Annotated in this window: 15 protein-coding genes; 7 read left to right on the top strand and 8 right to left on the bottom strand. The window is 62.3% G+C overall.

Annotated features, from left to right (window positions below):
* Positions 1 to 7: 7 nt before the first annotated feature.
* Both RBH26_RS17270 and RBH26_RS17275 read right to left on the bottom strand, forming a co-directional pair.
* Complete coding sequence (locus RBH26_RS17270) at positions 8 to 865, bottom strand: DUF6282 family protein (RefSeq protein ID WP_306759626.1); 858 nt, start codon at positions 863 to 865, stop codon at positions 8 to 10.
* Complete coding sequence (locus RBH26_RS17275; RefSeq protein ID WP_306759627.1) at positions 862 to 3,744, bottom strand: FAD-binding and (Fe-S)-binding domain-containing protein; 2,883 nt, start codon at positions 3,742 to 3,744, stop codon at positions 862 to 864. Before RBH26_RS17275 ends, RBH26_RS17270 begins: the two co-directional genes overlap by 4 nt.
* 242 nt (positions 3,745 to 3,986) lie before the next feature.
* Here RBH26_RS17275 and RBH26_RS17280 point away from each other — a divergent pair, with 242 nt between their 5' ends.
* On the top strand, positions 3,987 to 4,760 hold the full coding sequence (locus RBH26_RS17280; RefSeq protein WP_306759628.1) for a carbon-nitrogen hydrolase family protein: 774 nt from the start codon (positions 3,987 to 3,989) through the stop codon (positions 4,758 to 4,760).
* Between the two features lie 34 nt (positions 4,761 to 4,794).
* Here the strand turns inward: RBH26_RS17280 and RBH26_RS17285 are convergent, their stop codons facing one another.
* The 5 genes from RBH26_RS17285 to RBH26_RS17305 form a co-directional block, all read right to left on the bottom strand.
* Positions 4,795 to 5,436 carry an ABC transporter permease gene (locus RBH26_RS17285; RefSeq protein WP_345784086.1) on the bottom strand — a complete coding sequence of 214 codons (642 nt, stop codon included), beginning with the start codon at positions 5,434 to 5,436 and terminating at the stop codon, positions 4,795 to 4,797.
* Between the two features lie 20 nt (positions 5,437 to 5,456).
* Entirely contained in the window at positions 5,457 to 6,458 is a 1,002-nt protein-coding gene (locus tag RBH26_RS17290) for an ABC transporter ATP-binding protein (RefSeq protein WP_306759630.1), read from the bottom strand.
* Complete coding sequence (locus RBH26_RS17295; protein WP_306759631.1) at positions 6,455 to 7,159, bottom strand: ABC transporter permease; 705 nt, start codon at positions 7,157 to 7,159, stop codon at positions 6,455 to 6,457. The genes RBH26_RS17290 and RBH26_RS17295 overlap by 4 nt, the downstream gene beginning before the upstream one ends.
* A 2-nt stretch (positions 7,160 to 7,161) precedes the next feature.
* Entirely contained in the window at positions 7,162 to 8,121 is a 960-nt protein-coding gene (locus RBH26_RS17300) for a glycine betaine ABC transporter substrate-binding protein (protein WP_306759632.1), read from the bottom strand.
* Positions 8,122 to 8,258: 137 nt separating this feature from the next.
* Positions 8,259 to 8,759: a universal stress protein gene (locus tag RBH26_RS17305; RefSeq protein WP_306759633.1), complete on the bottom strand. Its 501-nt coding sequence runs from the start codon at positions 8,757 to 8,759 to the stop codon at positions 8,259 to 8,261.
* A 378-nt stretch (positions 8,760 to 9,137) separates the two neighbouring features.
* Between RBH26_RS17305 and RBH26_RS17310 the strand changes: the two genes are divergently transcribed.
* The 3 genes from RBH26_RS17310 (at position 9,138) to RBH26_RS17320 (ending at position 12,239) form a co-directional block, all read left to right on the top strand.
* The gene (locus RBH26_RS17310) at positions 9,138 to 10,538 is read left to right on the top strand and encodes a geranylgeranyl reductase family protein (RefSeq protein ID WP_306759634.1); all 1,401 of its coding nucleotides are present in this window, start codon (positions 9,138 to 9,140) and stop codon (positions 10,536 to 10,538) included.
* A gap of 341 nt (positions 10,539 to 10,879) precedes the next feature.
* A complete protein-coding gene (locus tag RBH26_RS17315; protein ID WP_306759635.1) occupies positions 10,880 to 11,731 on the top strand; it encodes a universal stress protein in 852 nt (283 codons plus the stop codon).
* Positions 11,732 to 12,074: 343 nt separating this feature from the next.
* Complete coding sequence (locus RBH26_RS17320) at positions 12,075 to 12,239, top strand: hypothetical protein (protein ID WP_306759636.1); 165 nt, start codon at positions 12,075 to 12,077, stop codon at positions 12,237 to 12,239.
* A gap of 20 nt (positions 12,240 to 12,259) precedes the next feature.
* Here the strand turns inward: RBH26_RS17320 and RBH26_RS17325 are convergent, their stop codons facing one another.
* Positions 12,260 to 13,249, bottom strand: a complete 990-nt coding sequence (locus RBH26_RS17325; RefSeq protein WP_306759665.1) for an asparaginase — start codon at positions 13,247 to 13,249, stop codon at positions 12,260 to 12,262.
* A 547-nt stretch (positions 13,250 to 13,796) separates the two neighbouring features.
* Here RBH26_RS17325 and RBH26_RS17330 point away from each other — a divergent pair.
* The 3 genes from RBH26_RS17330 (at position 13,797) to RBH26_RS17340 (ending at position 15,844) form a co-directional block, all read left to right on the top strand.
* A complete protein-coding gene (locus tag RBH26_RS17330; protein WP_306759637.1) occupies positions 13,797 to 13,988 on the top strand; it encodes a hypothetical protein in 192 nt (63 codons plus the stop codon).
* Positions 13,989 to 14,235: 247 nt separating this feature from the next.
* On the top strand, positions 14,236 to 15,105 hold the full coding sequence (locus RBH26_RS17335) for an alpha/beta hydrolase (protein ID WP_306759638.1): 870 nt from the start codon (positions 14,236 to 14,238) through the stop codon (positions 15,103 to 15,105).
* Positions 15,106 to 15,256: 151 nt separating this feature from the next.
* Positions 15,257 to 15,844 carry a carboxymuconolactone decarboxylase family protein gene (locus RBH26_RS17340; RefSeq protein ID WP_306759639.1) on the top strand — a complete coding sequence of 196 codons (588 nt, stop codon included), beginning with the start codon at positions 15,257 to 15,259 and terminating at the stop codon, positions 15,842 to 15,844.
* Positions 15,845 to 15,888: the final 44 nt, after the last annotated feature.

Genomic DNA, 15,888 nt, shown 5'->3' on the forward strand with positions numbered 1-15,888 from the left:
GAGCGAGTCAGGACTCGAGCAGCGAAGCCGGTGTCGCGGTGAGTGACTGTGTGACGGACTCGACGGACGCACCCGCGTCGACGACTGCCTGCGCGTAGTCGCCGAGTCCGGGGACCGCAGGGTTGCCGGCCTGTCCGTAATCGGTCGCAAGCACACAGTGGTCCGGCCCCAGTCGCTCGAGGGCGTCGGCGACGTCGGCGGCCGTATGTCCAGGGGTGCTCTCGATCGCGTACGCACAGTACTCCATGATCGCACCGCGCTCGGCGAGTGCCGCTTGCGTGTCGATCGAGAGATCGGTCACGCGGAAAAAGGGGTGGTTGATGAGACACGTGGCACCCGCGCTGGCCGACGCGTCGACGACCGCCTCGATCTCGGCCGGCGAGACGTGGCCCGTCGCGATCACCGCGTCGTGCTCCGCGACGAGTTCGATGATTCGTCGCGTGGGAGGAGTCACTTCGCCGTCTTCGGCCACGATCAGGTCCTCTTCGGCCGTCGGGACCCGCTGGCCGACGAACGTCGATTCACCGGCTGCCCTCGCCCGTGACGCGTGGTTTCGCGCCCACGTCGTCGGGAGCCAGACGATCGCAGCGCCCAGTTCGAGGGCCGTCTCGACGGCCTCGAGGTTGAGCCCGCCGACGCTCCCATTGAGCGTGATGCCACCGTAGAGCACACGTTCGCCCACCGCGTCGTTGACGGCGTCGACCCGGCCGACAGTCGGGACGACGTGACTCTTGACCACCACGCCCGCCATCCCGGCCTCTAAGGCGTCGCGCGCGAGGGCGGCGTCGGCCTGTTCGCGGTCGACCATCGCCGGCGCCGTGTGAACGTGGCAGTCGATCGCCCCCTCGAGCCAGTCGCGAGTCATTCGACCCCCTCCGCGAGCAACACGAGCGGATGAACCGGCTCCCGGTCGAGATCCGTCAACTGCTGTCTACAGGACGACCCCGTCGCGGCCACGACGTCGGGATCGACGGCGTCGATCTTCGCGGCCAGGTCGTCGCCGAGCGATCTCGAGAGGTCGTAGTGTTCGGTTTCGTAGCCGAACGCGCCGGCCATGCCACAGCAGGTCGCGTCGACGACGTCGACATCGTATCCGGCACGCTCGAGCAAGGCGACCGGTTCCTGATCGAACCCCCTCGCCGTCGAGTGACAGTGCGTGTGAACGGCGACGTGTGTCGACGTCTCCGGACCAACGGTTTCGTCGAGGTCGTCGACGGCGTTTCGGAGGAACGCCGAGACGCTCGCGACGGCATCAGAAACGCCGGCGGTATCGGCGAGTAGATCGTCGTACTCCTGGAACGCGCTGACACAGGACGGTTCTCCCGCGAGGATCGGCACGTCGGCTTCGACGTAGTCGGCGAGGACGTCGACGTTCGTCTCGGCGTCCGCTCGAGCGTGGTCGACCATCCCCTGGGAGAGCGCCGGTCGACCACAGCAGGCGGTGTCTGGGACCTCGACCGCGTACCCACAGCGCTCGAGGAGGGAGACGGCAGCACGACCGACCGCCGGATGGTTGTACGCCATATAGCAGTCGGGGACGAGCGCGACCCGGCCCTGCTTGCCGGCGCTTGGGTGTGGGTCGTGGTCCTCGAACCACGCCTCGAACGACTCGGAGGCGAACGACGGTAACTCGCGTCGCCGGTCGATCCCGACGACCCGCTCGAGGAGTGTGCGGCCGGGCCCGAACGAGGCAAGCCGGTTCGCCACCGGTGCGAGTACGCTACCGAGGCGATTGAGTGTTCTGACGTTCGCAAAGAGGCGTGCGCGGAGGGGGACTCCCTCCCGCTGGTGTCGCTGGTGTTTGAACTCGGTCTTGAGCTTGGCCATGTCGACGCCGGTCGGACACTCCGTCTCACAGGCCTTGCAGGCCAGACAGCGATCGAGAACCTCCTCCTGGAACCACTCGCTCGTCATCGCATCCTCGTCGAGGCGGCCATCGATCGCCGCTCTGAGCGCGTTCGCCCGACCGCGCGTGCTCGTCACCTCGCTTTCCTCGCCGCGATAGGAGGGACACATCACCCCGCCGTCCATCGTCCGACACTTCGAGCAGCCGTTACACTGCTCGATCACGGACTCGACGCCGCCTTCGTCGGCGAAGTCCAACGCGTTGTCGATCGTGGCTGGGTCGTACCCCTCGAACCGGAGCTGGTCGTCGACCGACGCCAGTCGACCGTCGGAGTCGGGAACGACCTTCGCCGGGTTGAAGACGTCCCACGGATCCGCCCCACGTTTGAGTTCCTGAAACGTCTCGTAGAGGTCCTCGCCGTACATCTCCTCGAGATAGGCCGATCGGAGGCGACCGTCACCGTGCTCGCCACTGACACAGCCGCCGAGTTCGAGGACGATCTCGTGGATCTCCTCGCTGACCGTCCGCAGAAGCTCCCGATCCCGTTCCGTTTTGAGGTTCAGAAACGGTTTGACGTGTAACACGCCCTGGCCTGCGTGGCCGAACACGCTCGCGTCAAGATCGTACTCGAGCAAGACGTCGCGAACCCGCTCGAGGTAGTCGGGGAGCCGTTCGGGCGGGATAGCGGCGTCTTCGACGAACGAGAGCGCCTGCTCGTCGCCCTGTCGCCGGTTGAGCAACGGGTTCGACGCCTTCCGTATCGTCCAGAGCGTCTCGAGATCGACGTCGGTCGCAACGTCGGAGCCGACCCCGGCTCGCTCGAGACCGATCGAGCCATCCGTTTCAGCCGCCGCGATCGCCGCGTCGAGGCGCTCGTCGATCGTCGCCGCGTCACCCTCGACCTCGACGAGCAGCGCCGCGCCAGCATCGTCGGGGACGAGATCGAACCCCCACGCGTCGCGAGCGTATCCCAGCACGTCGGCATCGACGAGTTCGACTGCGCTGGGATCGGCTGTCAGCGTCGGTTCGACGGCGGCGGCCGCGGCGATCACGTCCTCGTAGAAGACGAGCGCTCCGGCACGTTGCTCCGGTCGTTCGGTCACGGCAAGCGTGACCTCGGTGATGACGCCGAGTGTCCCTTCGCTCCCGACGAACAGCTTCGATAGATCGACCCAGGAGCCGTCTGCGGCGACGCTTTCGACGAGGTCGTACCCACTCGAGTTCCGCTCGACGTCCGGATACTGCCGTTCGATCGCGTCGGCGTGCTCTTGTCCGATCGACCGGAGAGTCCGTGCGAGCGTGCCGGCTCGATCCTCGCGCGAACAGAGCGACTCGAGCCGATCGCCTTCCCGCCGATCGAGAGTGACGACGGTCCCGTCCGCGAGCACGCACTCGATCGCGACTACGTTGTCACGGGTCGTCCCGTGACGGACGGAGTGAGCGCCAGCGGCGTCGTTCGCGACCATCCCGCCGATAGTACAGGTACTCGACGTGCTGGGATCCGGCGGGAAGTACAGTCCGTCGGCCGCGAGTCGATCGTTCAATCGATCGAGAACGACACCTGGTTCGACGGTCGCCGTCTTCGCCTCGGGATCGACGTCGACGATCCCGTCCATGTGGCGCTCACAGTCGAGGACGATTCCTTCGCCGATGGCGTTTCCCGTGAGGCTGCTGCCCGCCCCCCGGGGTGTGATGCTCACACCGTGTTCGCGAGCGTAGTCGACGACTCGGCGAACGTCCTCCCGATCGGCCGGAAAAACGACGCCCGCGGGAGGGACTTCGTAGATACTCGCGTCGGTCGCATACAGCGTCCGTGTCGGTTCACCGAAGTCGACCTCGCCCTCGAGCGTGGCCTCGAGCCGATCCGGTGGCTCTTCCTGGTTCGATTGGACTGCCATTACGCGTTCGGTTCACACGCCGGCCGGTTAACCCTCGAGTCGTACAGACGGCACCTTTTTTGGCCAGTCGGCGGCAGGGTCCCGCGAGGATCACACGAGGAGGGATATCAAGAGCGTCGAGATATGTTCGACCGAACCCTCATAGTCGGTCGTCGTCGAGAACGGGGTATGACTGGAGAGACGCGTTCGGTGGACGGGCCACGGCCCCCCGTGGCGCCCCGGTCCGAACGAGCGGTGATACCATGACCGAGCAGTTCGCGGCGTGTCAGTTCGAACCGACGATCGGCGACGTGGACGCGAACCTCGAGACGATACGGGCCGTCGGCGAGGACCTTCCGGCAGCCGTCACGTTCGCCGTCTTCCCCGAACTCTGCGTGACCGGGTACGATCTACCGGTCGTCCCGTATCTCGGGGAGCCGATACCCGGACCCACGACCGACTCGCTCGTCGATATCGCGGCCGAACTCGACTGTCAGCTCGCGGTCGGCCTTCCGGAACGGGATGGTAACCGATACTTCAACACGACGGTCGTCGTCTCCGAGCACGGAGTCGAAGCGACGTACAGAAAACGGTACCTGTGGGGCGACGAGACGAACGTATTCGAACCGGGGGACGGTCCGACGACCGTCGAGACACCGCTCGGTCGCGTCGGTCTCTGTTGTTGTTACGAGCTCAACTTTCCCGAAGTCGGACTCGAGTACGCTCGCCGGTCGTGTGACGCCCTCGCGGTGAACGCGGCATGGCGGGAGTCGTTTCTCGACGATTGGAACCTGCTCTGTCGAGCACGCGCCCGCGACGGGCCGTACTACGTCGTCGCGTCGAACCACACCGGCGACCAGGACGGTCGCGAACACGCGGGACATAGCCTCGTCGCGACACCGCAAGGAGAGATCGAAACGAGCGTGGGAACTGAGCCCGACGCCGCGAGCGCGCCGGTCACGGAAGCCGCTCTCGAGCGGGCACGCAAACGAAACCCTGTTCGACGGACGCGGATCGCCCGCGGAGAGTGGCAGTGAACCGATCGCCGGTTAGTGACGACAGGAGACCGTATTAGGCCGCGACCGTCGTGTCGTCGATTCCACCGTCGCCACCGAGATATCGCTCGATCCGGGACAGCGAGAGGTCGGCACCGATCGCGAGCAGTGCACCGGGAATCGCACCGGCGATCACCTGCGCCCAGTCGTAGGCCTGAATCCCGCCGACGACCATGACGCCGAGGCCCGGACCGCCGATGAACATCGCGAGATAGGCGGTCCCGATGACGAGGACGATACTCGTACGCACCCCTGCGAAGATCACCGGCAGCGCAAGCGGGAGCTGGATCGAGCGCAGGATCTCCCAGTCGGTCATCCCCATCCCGCGTGCGGCCTCGACCATCTCCTCGTCGACGTTCTCGATCCCTTTGACCGTGTTGACGATAATCGGCAAAATCGCGTACGCCCACAGGCCGAGTATCGAGGGCCAGAAGCCGAGCCCGAGCAACGGAAGAGCGAGCGCGAGGATCGCAAGCGTCGGGATCGTCTGTCCGACGTTCCCGAGTCCGAGGACGACCTTTTTGATCCGGTCGTGTCGAACCGCCAGAATCGACGCAGGAATCGCGAACGCGAGCGCTGCGAGCTCCGCGACGACGACGAGCTCGAGGTGGCCACGGAAGTGATAGAGGACTTCATCGCTGTTTTCGACGAGGTAGATGAGTCCCTCGACGAAGTCGCTCACGGCTTATCACCCGCGTTACTCCGACGGATATCCTCGTCGGAGACCGTCCCGACGACGTCACCGTCCTCGACGACCGGAAGCCGTCCGTCCTCGCTCGCGACGAGACGAGACAACGCAGAGAGCGCCGTGTCCGTCGGCTCGAGCGGTGAGACGGTGCTCCCTCCGTCGCTCTGAACCGGTGCGGTAGCGTCCGCGACACCGCCGGCGGTCGCAACCTCTTCCGTCGGCGGGCTCATCACGTCCTCGACCTGCGTCACCTTGAGCTTCTTCAACGGTCGGTCCGAACCGATGAAGTCCTCGACGAACTCGTTTTTCGGTTCGTCGAGGATCGCCTGTGGCGTGTCGTACTGGACGACTTCGCCGACGTCGAAGATGGCGATCCGGTCACCCATCTTCAACGCTTCGTCGATACTGTGGGTGACAAAGAGGATGGTCGTATCCAGTTCCGCCTGAATCTTCAGGAACTCGTCTTGAAGACTCTCGCGAGTGATCGGATCGAGCGCGCCGAAGGGCTCGTCCATCAACAGGACGTCCGGATCCGAGGCGAGCGCGCGGGCGACGCCGACGCGCTGACGCTGGCCGCCCGAGAGCTCGGGTGGGTGTTGCTCGCGGTAGCTCTCCGGCGGGAGATCCATCAACTCGAGCAGTTCGTCGATACGGGCGTCGATCTCGTCCTCGTCCCAGCCGTTGAGCCTCGGGACCGTCGCGATGTTCTCGCCGACGGTCATGTGATCGAACAGACCGATCTCCTGGATGACGTAACCCGTGTTTCGGCGGAGGTCGATCCGATCGAACTCCGACAGTGGCGTCCCATCCCGGTAGACCGTCCCCTCGGTGGGATCCTCGAGTCGGTTGACGAGCTTCATCGTCGTCGTTTTCCCACACCCGGAGGGCCCGACAAGAACGGTCGTCGTTCCCTCCTCGACGGTAAAGGAGACGTCTTCGATAGCGACGGTGCCATCTGCGTACTGTTTCGTGACGTGTTCGAACGTAATCATGATATCACCCGCTGGAGGAGACGCATAGTTGCCGAAGATTCGACCTGTTCACCGTTGTTGAGACGGAAGAGCTGTTCACTGATGCTGAACGCGTAGTCGACCGCGAGTGCGAGCAGCGACAGGATCACCGTGGTGACGACGATCATCTCGGTGCGTACGTACGAGATGCCGTCGAACAGCAGATCGCCGAGTCCGCCGGCACCGATGAACGCACCGATCGTCGCGATACCGATGAGAATAACGACCGCGTTGCGGACGCCGGCCATAATAACCGGCAGCGCGATTGGGAGCTGTACCCGCCTGAGCAGTTGCAGTCGCGTCATCCCCATCGCCTCGCCAGCCTCGAGTGCCGCCGGATCGACGTCGTTCAGCCCAACGTACGTGTTCCGAATAACGGGAAGTTGAGTGTACAACACGAGTGCGACGATGACCGACGGCGCGCCGATACCGAAATACGGTATCAACAGCCCGAACAGTGCGATGCTCGGCACCGTCATCATCACGCCGGCGAGCCAGATGACGGCCGTCGCGAGTCGATCGTCGAACGTGATCAAAAAACCAAGTCCCACGCCGATGGGTACCGCGATCGCGATCGCGAACGCGATGATCTCGATGTGCTCAAGCGTCGCGACGAGGAGTCGGTCGGAGTGTTCGACCGCGAAATCCACGTACGCGAGCCAGTTGTGGACTGACGAAAGCATCGTCAGACGAGTCCTTCGTCCTCAAGGAATTCTGACGCGACGTTGGCCGCGTCGCGTTCCTCGTTTGCCACTTCGTCGTTCATTTCACGGATCGTCTCGTCGGTCAGCTGTGGTGTAATCTCGTTTAGGACGTCGGCGATCTCCGGGTGTTTGTCGAGCGTCTCGTTGTGGACCATCGGGGAAGCGTTGTACGCCGGGAAAAAGCCCTCGTCGTCCTCGAAAACGTGGAGGTCGAACATGAGAATACGCGGGTCCGTGTTGAACCCCATGCCGATGTCTCCCTCGTCCTCGTCGAGAGCCTGATAGACGATGTCTTCGTCGACGGTTCGGACGTTGTCGTCGAGCGTTGCCGCGGCGTCGTCGTCGAACTCGTAGTGGTCGAGCAGACCGGGCCACCCGTCGTCCTCGCGTTCCTGGAACTCGGGACCCAACACGGGGTCGATGTCTTCGGCGTTACCGTCGTTGGCGTACTCGGCGAGTTCGCCGAGCGTGTCGACCCCGGTATCCGCGTGCCAGTCCGGGCTCGCAGTGATCACGTAGGCGTTGTCGAGCGGAGCGTAGTCGAGAATGCTGATGTCGTGTTCCGACTCGAACTCCTGGGCCACCTGGTCGTGGAGTTCGTCGGAGTCCGCGATCACTTCGTCTCGCTCCGGCGGGAGCGTGATCCAGGCTGTTCCGGTGTATTCCCAGTAGAGATCCACCTCTCGCTCTCGGAGCGCTTCGAAGTTCGGCACAGTCCCACCCAGACCGGTCTCGTCGACGATGTCGAGATCGGTGTTCGCCTCGAGCGCTTCGATAGCGATCTGTCCGAGAACGCGCTGTTCGGTGAACCGTTTCGAACTGATGGCGACGCCGTCCTCACCGAGAACGCCGGTACATCCAGCGATTCCGGCGAGGCCGGCCGTACTGGCAATCGCACCACCCGTCCGCAAAAGCTGTCTCCGTGATGTATGGCTCTTCATTACACGGACCACGTTGGAGCATGCCACAATAACGATTCACACCAACTGTTCGCGGGGTTTATACCAGTTGTTCATGATTCCGGACGGCGGGAGCGCACACACCACAGACATCGAATCGTTCGACACGAACAGTGGGACTATTTCTCACCGAACCCCGTCGTCTCCCCTGACTCTACCGCCCGTGAATCAGTGTCGTTAGGGGGCGACACGACGACGGGACAGGAAGCGTTGAGCAGGACGCGCTGAAGGACGCTCCCGAAAACCGCCTTTCCTGCTGGACTTCGCTTGCGACTGTACAGATAGATACGGTCGACGTCCTCGTCTTCGGCCGTCGAAACGATCGTCTCGGCGGGGTCACCGTCGGATCGCCGTCCACAGACCTGGGTCGGGATTCCTGCTGCCTCGAGGGTATCGGCCGTTACGGAGACGTCCCGTTTCCGAGCGGCGAGTTCGTCGAGGGAGTACTCCTCGTTCGTCTCGAGGTCGAGGTTCGCTCGCGTCGTCTCGATCTCTTCGGGCTCGAAGACGTGTAGAACGATCGCCATCGTTTCCGTACCGGATTCGGTTTCGATCGCCGAACGAGCGACGTCACGCGTCCAACTGCTCTGGCCGGTCGATGGAACGAGAATTCTGTCCATATCAGTTCGCCCACCCCACACGACAGTAATCCCACGGGGGGACACGTTGGAGGGATTTTATATGCCGGTGTCCGACTCACACGAGCCAACCGACTCGTATCTTAAGTGAAACGCGCGTGCGCGTGTGTCTACGACGGACTGACCGGAAAACGCTGACGTCGCTGTCGTCGGCAGTATCGAAGAGTCGAATCTCGACACCCATTCTGCCGGTCAGAGAAGCGTATACTGTCGGACAGCAGTCAGTGGGGAGTCGGTCGCGGAATCGGGGCCGTCAGCCCCAGAAACAGCCACAATACCCCGATCGAGCGTCGAATCGTTCTGTCTAACAGTATGAACAGGTTAACGAAGATTTTTCTCCGGACGAATCCGAGAAGGAGTATGAGTACAACGGAGCAGTCCACCGACGCCACGACGGGCGACACGTGGGACGTCGTCGTCGTTGGTGCGGGGACCGCCGGTTGTTACGCCTCCGCGACGCTCGCGAACGCGGGGTACGACGTCGTCGTTCTCGAGCGAAAAGCCGAGGAAGAAGCCGGTCACATCGCGTGTGGAGACGCCCTGAAAGGGGCCGACGGGTTTCCCGACGCGATCCCCAAATCGAAGATCGAACCGGCGTTTACGAACACCGACGTCGATCACGGGCGGTTCGAGATTCCCCAGGAGGAGACCGTCCTCGAGATCCCGATTCCGGGAGAGCTCGCCGTCATCGATCGACTGGAGTACGGCAAGCGAATCATCGACGGGACCCTCGAGGCGGGCACGGAGATCCATTACGAGACCGTCGTCACGGACGTACTCCAGGACGACGAGGGGCGGGTGACGGGCGTCGAGGCGATCCGAAACGGGGAGCCACGAACCTACGACGCGACCGTCGTCGTCGACGGCGCGGGATCGCTGTCGATTCTCCAGGACATGGTCGATTTCTCCACGTCGACGTTCGATACGAACGTCGACTACTCGCAGTTCTCCTCGGCCTACCGCGAAATCGTCCGCGTCGACGAGCCGGTCGAGTGGGACGACGCGCTGGTCTTCAAGCCGACCGAACGGTCTGCAGGCTATCTCTGGTACTTCCCGCGGACTGAGACGGAGATCAACGTCGGACTGGGCTTTCAGATGACGGAGGAGCCGATGGAACTCGTCGAAGACCTCAAACGCGACCTGCGAAATCGACCCGAGTTCGACGGCGCACACGTCGAGGACAAACTCGGTGCAGCGCTGCCGACCAAACGGCCCCACGACTCGGCAGTCCACCCCGGCTTCGTCGCCGTCGGCGACGCCGCAGGTCACGTCAACCCGACGACCGGCGGCGGGATCGCGGGTGCGGCCTACGCCGGCGCGTACGCCGGCGAACAGATCATCGAGGCGATCGAGCAAAACGACGTCAGCGAGGAGCTCCTCTGGCGGTACAACGAACGCGTCATGGACCACTACGGCGGCCGGTTCGCCGCCTTAGACGTCTACAACATTCTGGTCGGCGCCGTCGACCTCGAGGACCTCACGAGCCTGATCGCAGCGATGCCCGGCGACAAACTCGCCGAAGGGCTGTATTCGGGCAGTACCGATCTGGACTGGAAGTTCAAACTCGAGACCTTACTCAAGACCCGCGGCCACTGGAAGACGCTCTGGACCGTCTATCGGACGAAACAACACGCCGACGACCTCCTCGCCCACTACGAGAACTACCCCTCGAGTCCCGCTGGACTGTCGGCCTGGCAACGAAAGCGCGACGAGTTGCTAGAGGCGGTCTACGAGACGACCGGTGCGGATCCCAAGTACTGATACTGCCGGACAACACACTGCAGACACCAACCACACTCGAGACGTCGCACGGGACACGGCAGGTGTCGAGACGCAATCGAGTGTGTACTGATCGTCATCCGTAGGATGAGCCAGGAGTCGATCGGCAGTCGTAGCGACGGCTGGATGGCCGGGTGGGACACCCCCTCGAGTGCAACACTCACGAGTGAACTGCGGGGCTCGCTCCGGTAGTCGCATCGACCCGCGCTCCCGTCGGGCGATCAGGTGCGCACTGCCGGTCAGTGACTACTATAGACGAACGTCACTGGGCCGGATAGCACTATAACGCTCGTTGCGGTACCACGTCGTAGGGAGTGAGATGGATGTATCAGGTTTTAGACCCGATCGACGGATCGGACGAAGCGTTCGACGCCTTGGCGTACAGTTTCGGAACGTTCCCCGACGCGGCCCACGTGCCGATTCACGTGATTAATCCGACCAAGAAACGCTACGAAGGGCCGGGTCGGACCGAAGGGTGGTTGACGAAAGCCAAGCGAGAGGCCGAAGCACTACACGAAACGGCCCGCGAGATGGCTGAGGACCACGGAGTGACGATCGCGGAGACGGTGACCGAACGGGGGCCGCCAGCCCGAGAGATCGTCGCGTACGCCGATCGAAACGACATCGATCACGTCGTTCTCGGAAGCAGAGGCCGCTCGAGCATCGACACCGTCGTGGTCGGAAGCGTCGCAGAGACCGTTACTCGGCGGGCTCCGACGCCGGTCACGGTAGTTCGAAACGTCGACGGTGACGAAGACACTCCACCCGAACGCATACTCGTCGCCATCGATGGGTCCGACCGGTCCTACGATGCGTTGGCGCTCGTCCTGAGCAAGTTCCCGGCCGGGGAGGTCACCGCGATATACGTCAGCGAGACGTCGTGGCGAACGGGCGACGGCGAGGAGAGCTCCGAGGACGAGACGTCGGAACGCGATGCCGACGCGATTCTAGACGAGGCTCGAGAGCGCGCAGACGAGTACGGAGCGACGATTCGGACGGACGTAGAACACGGCGATCCGTCGCAAACGATCGCCGAGTACGTCACCGAACGCGAGTTCGATCACCTCGTCGTCGGCCGGTCGGGCCGTTCGGGGTGGCCACGGATACTGCTCGGCAGCGTGGCCGAATCCCTCGTACACCGAGCCCCAGTTCCCGTCACCGTCGGCAACGGATGACGGTGCCGGATGAAGAATCGCCGCCACGCCGGCAGCTAACGGACCGCTCGATAGACGGTATTCGACCGGTTTCGGTACGAATCACCGCTTTTGGAATTACTCCCCTGTAGCATGATATCTGGACGGGATAAAGATAGTCAGAGCCCCAAATATATTCTATCAATATATTAGTTTTAATTATATATGTACTAAATATACCCTGGGCATACCACCCATACATTGACAAACAATTATTATGCACGCATAGTGGTTGACATTGTCAATGGTGCACGGCCATAGACCGACAGTATGATTACAACCCCGTCGCTAGCAGCTGCAACGCCAAGCCGAGCCAGAAGCAACCATGACTTCGAATGATCTCCTCGTCGACAAATGTGCTGTCTGTGAAACGTATTTCGTCGTTCGCTCGAGTGCCGATCTACAGCGACGACTCAACGCACACGAGCTCGAAGAGCACGGAAAAGTCAAGCCATCGCGAGTCGACCACAGCGCGACCGACTACCAGTAACGAAAACGAACCAGTTCTCATCAATCGATCGTCACGACACCGCGCTGTCGTTCGAACGCCGATCGCACGCGCTCGCGGTCGTCGAACGCCGACAGTGCCAATCCGAGTTTGATCCGTGCCTTCCAGGGTGGAAGGTCGCCCGCCGGAATCGTCCCGTGCTCACGGAGTGTCCGGCTACCGCCGGGACCGCCGTACCGGGCTGCAACGGCGCCGTCGAAACAGCGCGTCGCGACGACGACCGGAACGCCCGCGTCGACCGCGTCGGCGACGGCGTCGCCGATTTCGGGTGTCGTGTTCCCGATACCACTCGCCGCCAAGACGAGCCCGTCGACACCGTCGGCGACAGCTCGCTCGAGTTGCCGACCGTCGACGGCCAGTCCACTGGGAATTAGTTCGACTCGAGCCGTCGTCTCGGTAACAGGCAGCGACACGGACTCGCTGCGTGGCTCGCGTCGAAGCGCCACTCCGTCGGCCGTGACTTCCGCGACGGGACCGGCGTCGGGAGACGCGTAGCCGTCCGGACGGCCTGCCCGCGCCTTCGTCACCCACCTGGCCGCGTGGACGAGATCCCCGAAGGCGACGTACGTGCCGTCGGTAAATCGCTCGTCGGCCGCGACACGGACCGCCTGCAAGAGATTCTCCGGTCCGTCTGCACTCGGGTGATCGGCCGGTCGCTGCGCACCGGTGAACACGATCGGCACCGGTGTGTCGACCACGAGGTCGAGGTAGTACGCCGACTCCTCCATCGTGTCAGTGCCGTGGGTAACGACGATTCCATCGACACCGTCGCTGGCCGCCCGTTCGACGGCTCGTACCAACGACGTGACCTGGCAAACGGAGAGATGAAAACTGAGTTCGTCACAGACAGAGTCGACGTCGACAGTCGCTACCTCCTCGAGTTCGGGAACGGCAGCGACGAGGTTGGCACCGTCTTTCGACGGCGTCGCTCCGTCCGGACCGTCCGTCGACGCGATCGTTCCACCGGTGCTCAATACGCGAACGTGGGCCATGCGCTGGTGTTTCAAGCGGAGCCACTTGGCTTCTCGGCCCGTCGCTCGAACCATACCAATCAAAGAAACTAGACGGTAGTTTCTATACACTATATAAAAATGTTTCAGGTACGAGGGCATCCGAAACCTATCATACAATATATTTATTAGTGTATTTCGACTTCGACGCCGCTTGGCTCTGGAACAGAAGTCGTACGATCGATAGGAGTATCCGCAATCGGCCGCCACTGACCTAAAACACGGAGTACCGAGTCGGTCTCGAGTCAAGATAGATACGATCGGCCGTCGAGATACGACACTAATATTACATATTTTCTAGATATATTCGAATCCGGTAGTTCGATCAGATAGCTCCGATACTGCAGTCTATCAACGGACAGAGAGTTTACTCTTCTGTCGTTCGAGTGGAACACCGTCGTCGGCCCGGCAAAACAGTTATATCGCAGTATGGTGTGTTAATAGACAGCATGACCCATGTAAGTGGTTCTGGACTCGAGTCAGCGGTCCGAACAGCAACCTATTCGAGTCACATGGCAGGTGGTCAGCGATGAGATCGACGGCACTCTATGCCGGTACGGCAGTCACGCTCGCTCTCCTTACGATGATCGTACTCGCAACCCACGGGAGCGGCTCGTACATGTTCGTGCTGTACGGTGGGATTCTGGCCGTGGTCTTCGCAGGCTTCGCCTACGACGACTATACCGCCGACTCCGGATCGGTGACCGCTCGAGCACGGTAGCGGGACGACCACACGCTACTCGCCACCCACGCACGAGAAAAACGAACTACTGACTTCTGTCCGGCAGTATGAAGACAGATATGAAATCATCGTGGATCTGCCAATAGATCGGCCTGATATATCCCAACGGCTAAGCGACGACCTCGACGACTTTCGATAGACGAGTATCCGCCTCTCGGGCAGTTCACGATTCGGGCCGTCGTCGGCCCCGTCCCATTTCAAGGGAGAAGAGGTAGACCGGAAGCGTATGTTCGAAGACTTCGAGGAGAAGCGACTCGACGTTGGTGAGGCAGAGATTTATCTCCGGCACGGTGGTGACGGACCGCCGCTTCTGTTGTTACACGGCTTCCCCCAGACCCATGCAACGTGGCACAAAATCGCACCCGACCTGGCGAAGGACTACACCGTCGTTGCGCCCGATCTCCGGGGATACGGCGACAGTGTCGGCCCACCGGATCCCGAAGCGACGGATTACTCCAACCGGAGACTGGCAGCGGATGTGGTGACGGTCATGGAGACACTTGGCTTCTCTCGGTACCGAGTCGCGGGTCACGACCGAGGGGCTCGAGTCGGGTATCGACTCGCGTTGGACCATCCAACCTGCGTGGAAAAGCTGGCCGTTCTCGACATCGTTCCAACACTCGAGACGGTCGAACTGATGGACTACCAGTACGCCCACGAGATGTACCACTGGCTGTTCCTGGCACAGCCACACCCACTACCGGAGACGTTGCTGAACAACGAGCCGACGTTTTACGTCGATCAGCTGATCGAGAGCTGGGCGGCAGACCCGAACCGGCTCGCCCCGGAGGCGATTGCTGAATACCACCGCTGCTTCGAGAACGAACGGGTCGTTCGGGCGAGTTGCGAGGATTATCGGGCCGGATTGAGCGTCGACCTCGATCACGACCGCGCCTCACGTGCGGCGGGCGATCAAATCGAGTGTCCGGTACTGGCTCTCTGGGGCAGTGCTTCGGGGACCGTCGATTTCGATCCACTCGAGATCTGGACGCAGTGGGCTACGTCTATCGACGGTCGGGGGCTGTCGTGTGGTCACTTCCTGATGGAGGAAGCCCCCGAGACGACGCTCGCTGAACTCGAGTCGTTTCTCACGTAAGCGGGCGAGACTCGAGTTCGACGACGGGAGCTGTGTCCGATCGTCGAACTCGAAGTGTCGTCTACGGCCTCGATCAGTGACTCGAACACCCAGGTCAGACGGCAAACGTTTCCCTCCGACCGTTATGTGTACCTATGACATATGAGAGAGTATGTCTCGAATCGATCCGATCGAACCGGGTGACGCAGACGACGAAGACGTCGACAGGATCCTCCGCGAGAGCGAAAACGGCTGGTACAAGGATTCGGCGTACTTCGGGGCGGTGGCACATCAACCCCGGATTCTGAAACGGCTGGTCGAAACGTTCCGGCTCTTCCCGCGCAGCGACTCGATCGATGGAGAGACACTCGAGTTGATGCGACTGCGAGTCGCCGCGGTTCACGGCTGTGCGTACTGTGGAACCGTTCGCACCTGGGAAGTAAAAGACGACGTCGAACCCAAAGAGGAGGCGATATTCGGCGACGAGATCGACTCGAGTGTGCTCACTCGGCGCGAGGAACTCGCCGTCCGTGTCGCCGACTACATGTCCCGTGATCCACAGGACATCCCCGACGCGTTCTTCGAAGAACTGAGCGAGGAGTACACCGACGAGGCGATCATCGAACTCCTGTTGTTTGCCGGCCTCGAGGTCGGACTCGACAGGTTCTGTATCGCGCTTCGGCTCGACACGACCGAGGAGAGTCCGTATCCGACCGGCCTCGAGTATCCACTCGATCGCGAGTCGTCGCGAAACACCTGATCGCCAGCGTCCCGCTTGGTTGCGACGGCTGGATAGCCTAGACT

Source organism: Natronolimnohabitans sp. A-GB9 (assembly GCF_030848565.1).
Lineage (GTDB): Archaea > Halobacteriota > Halobacteria > Halobacteriales > Natrialbaceae > Natronolimnohabitans.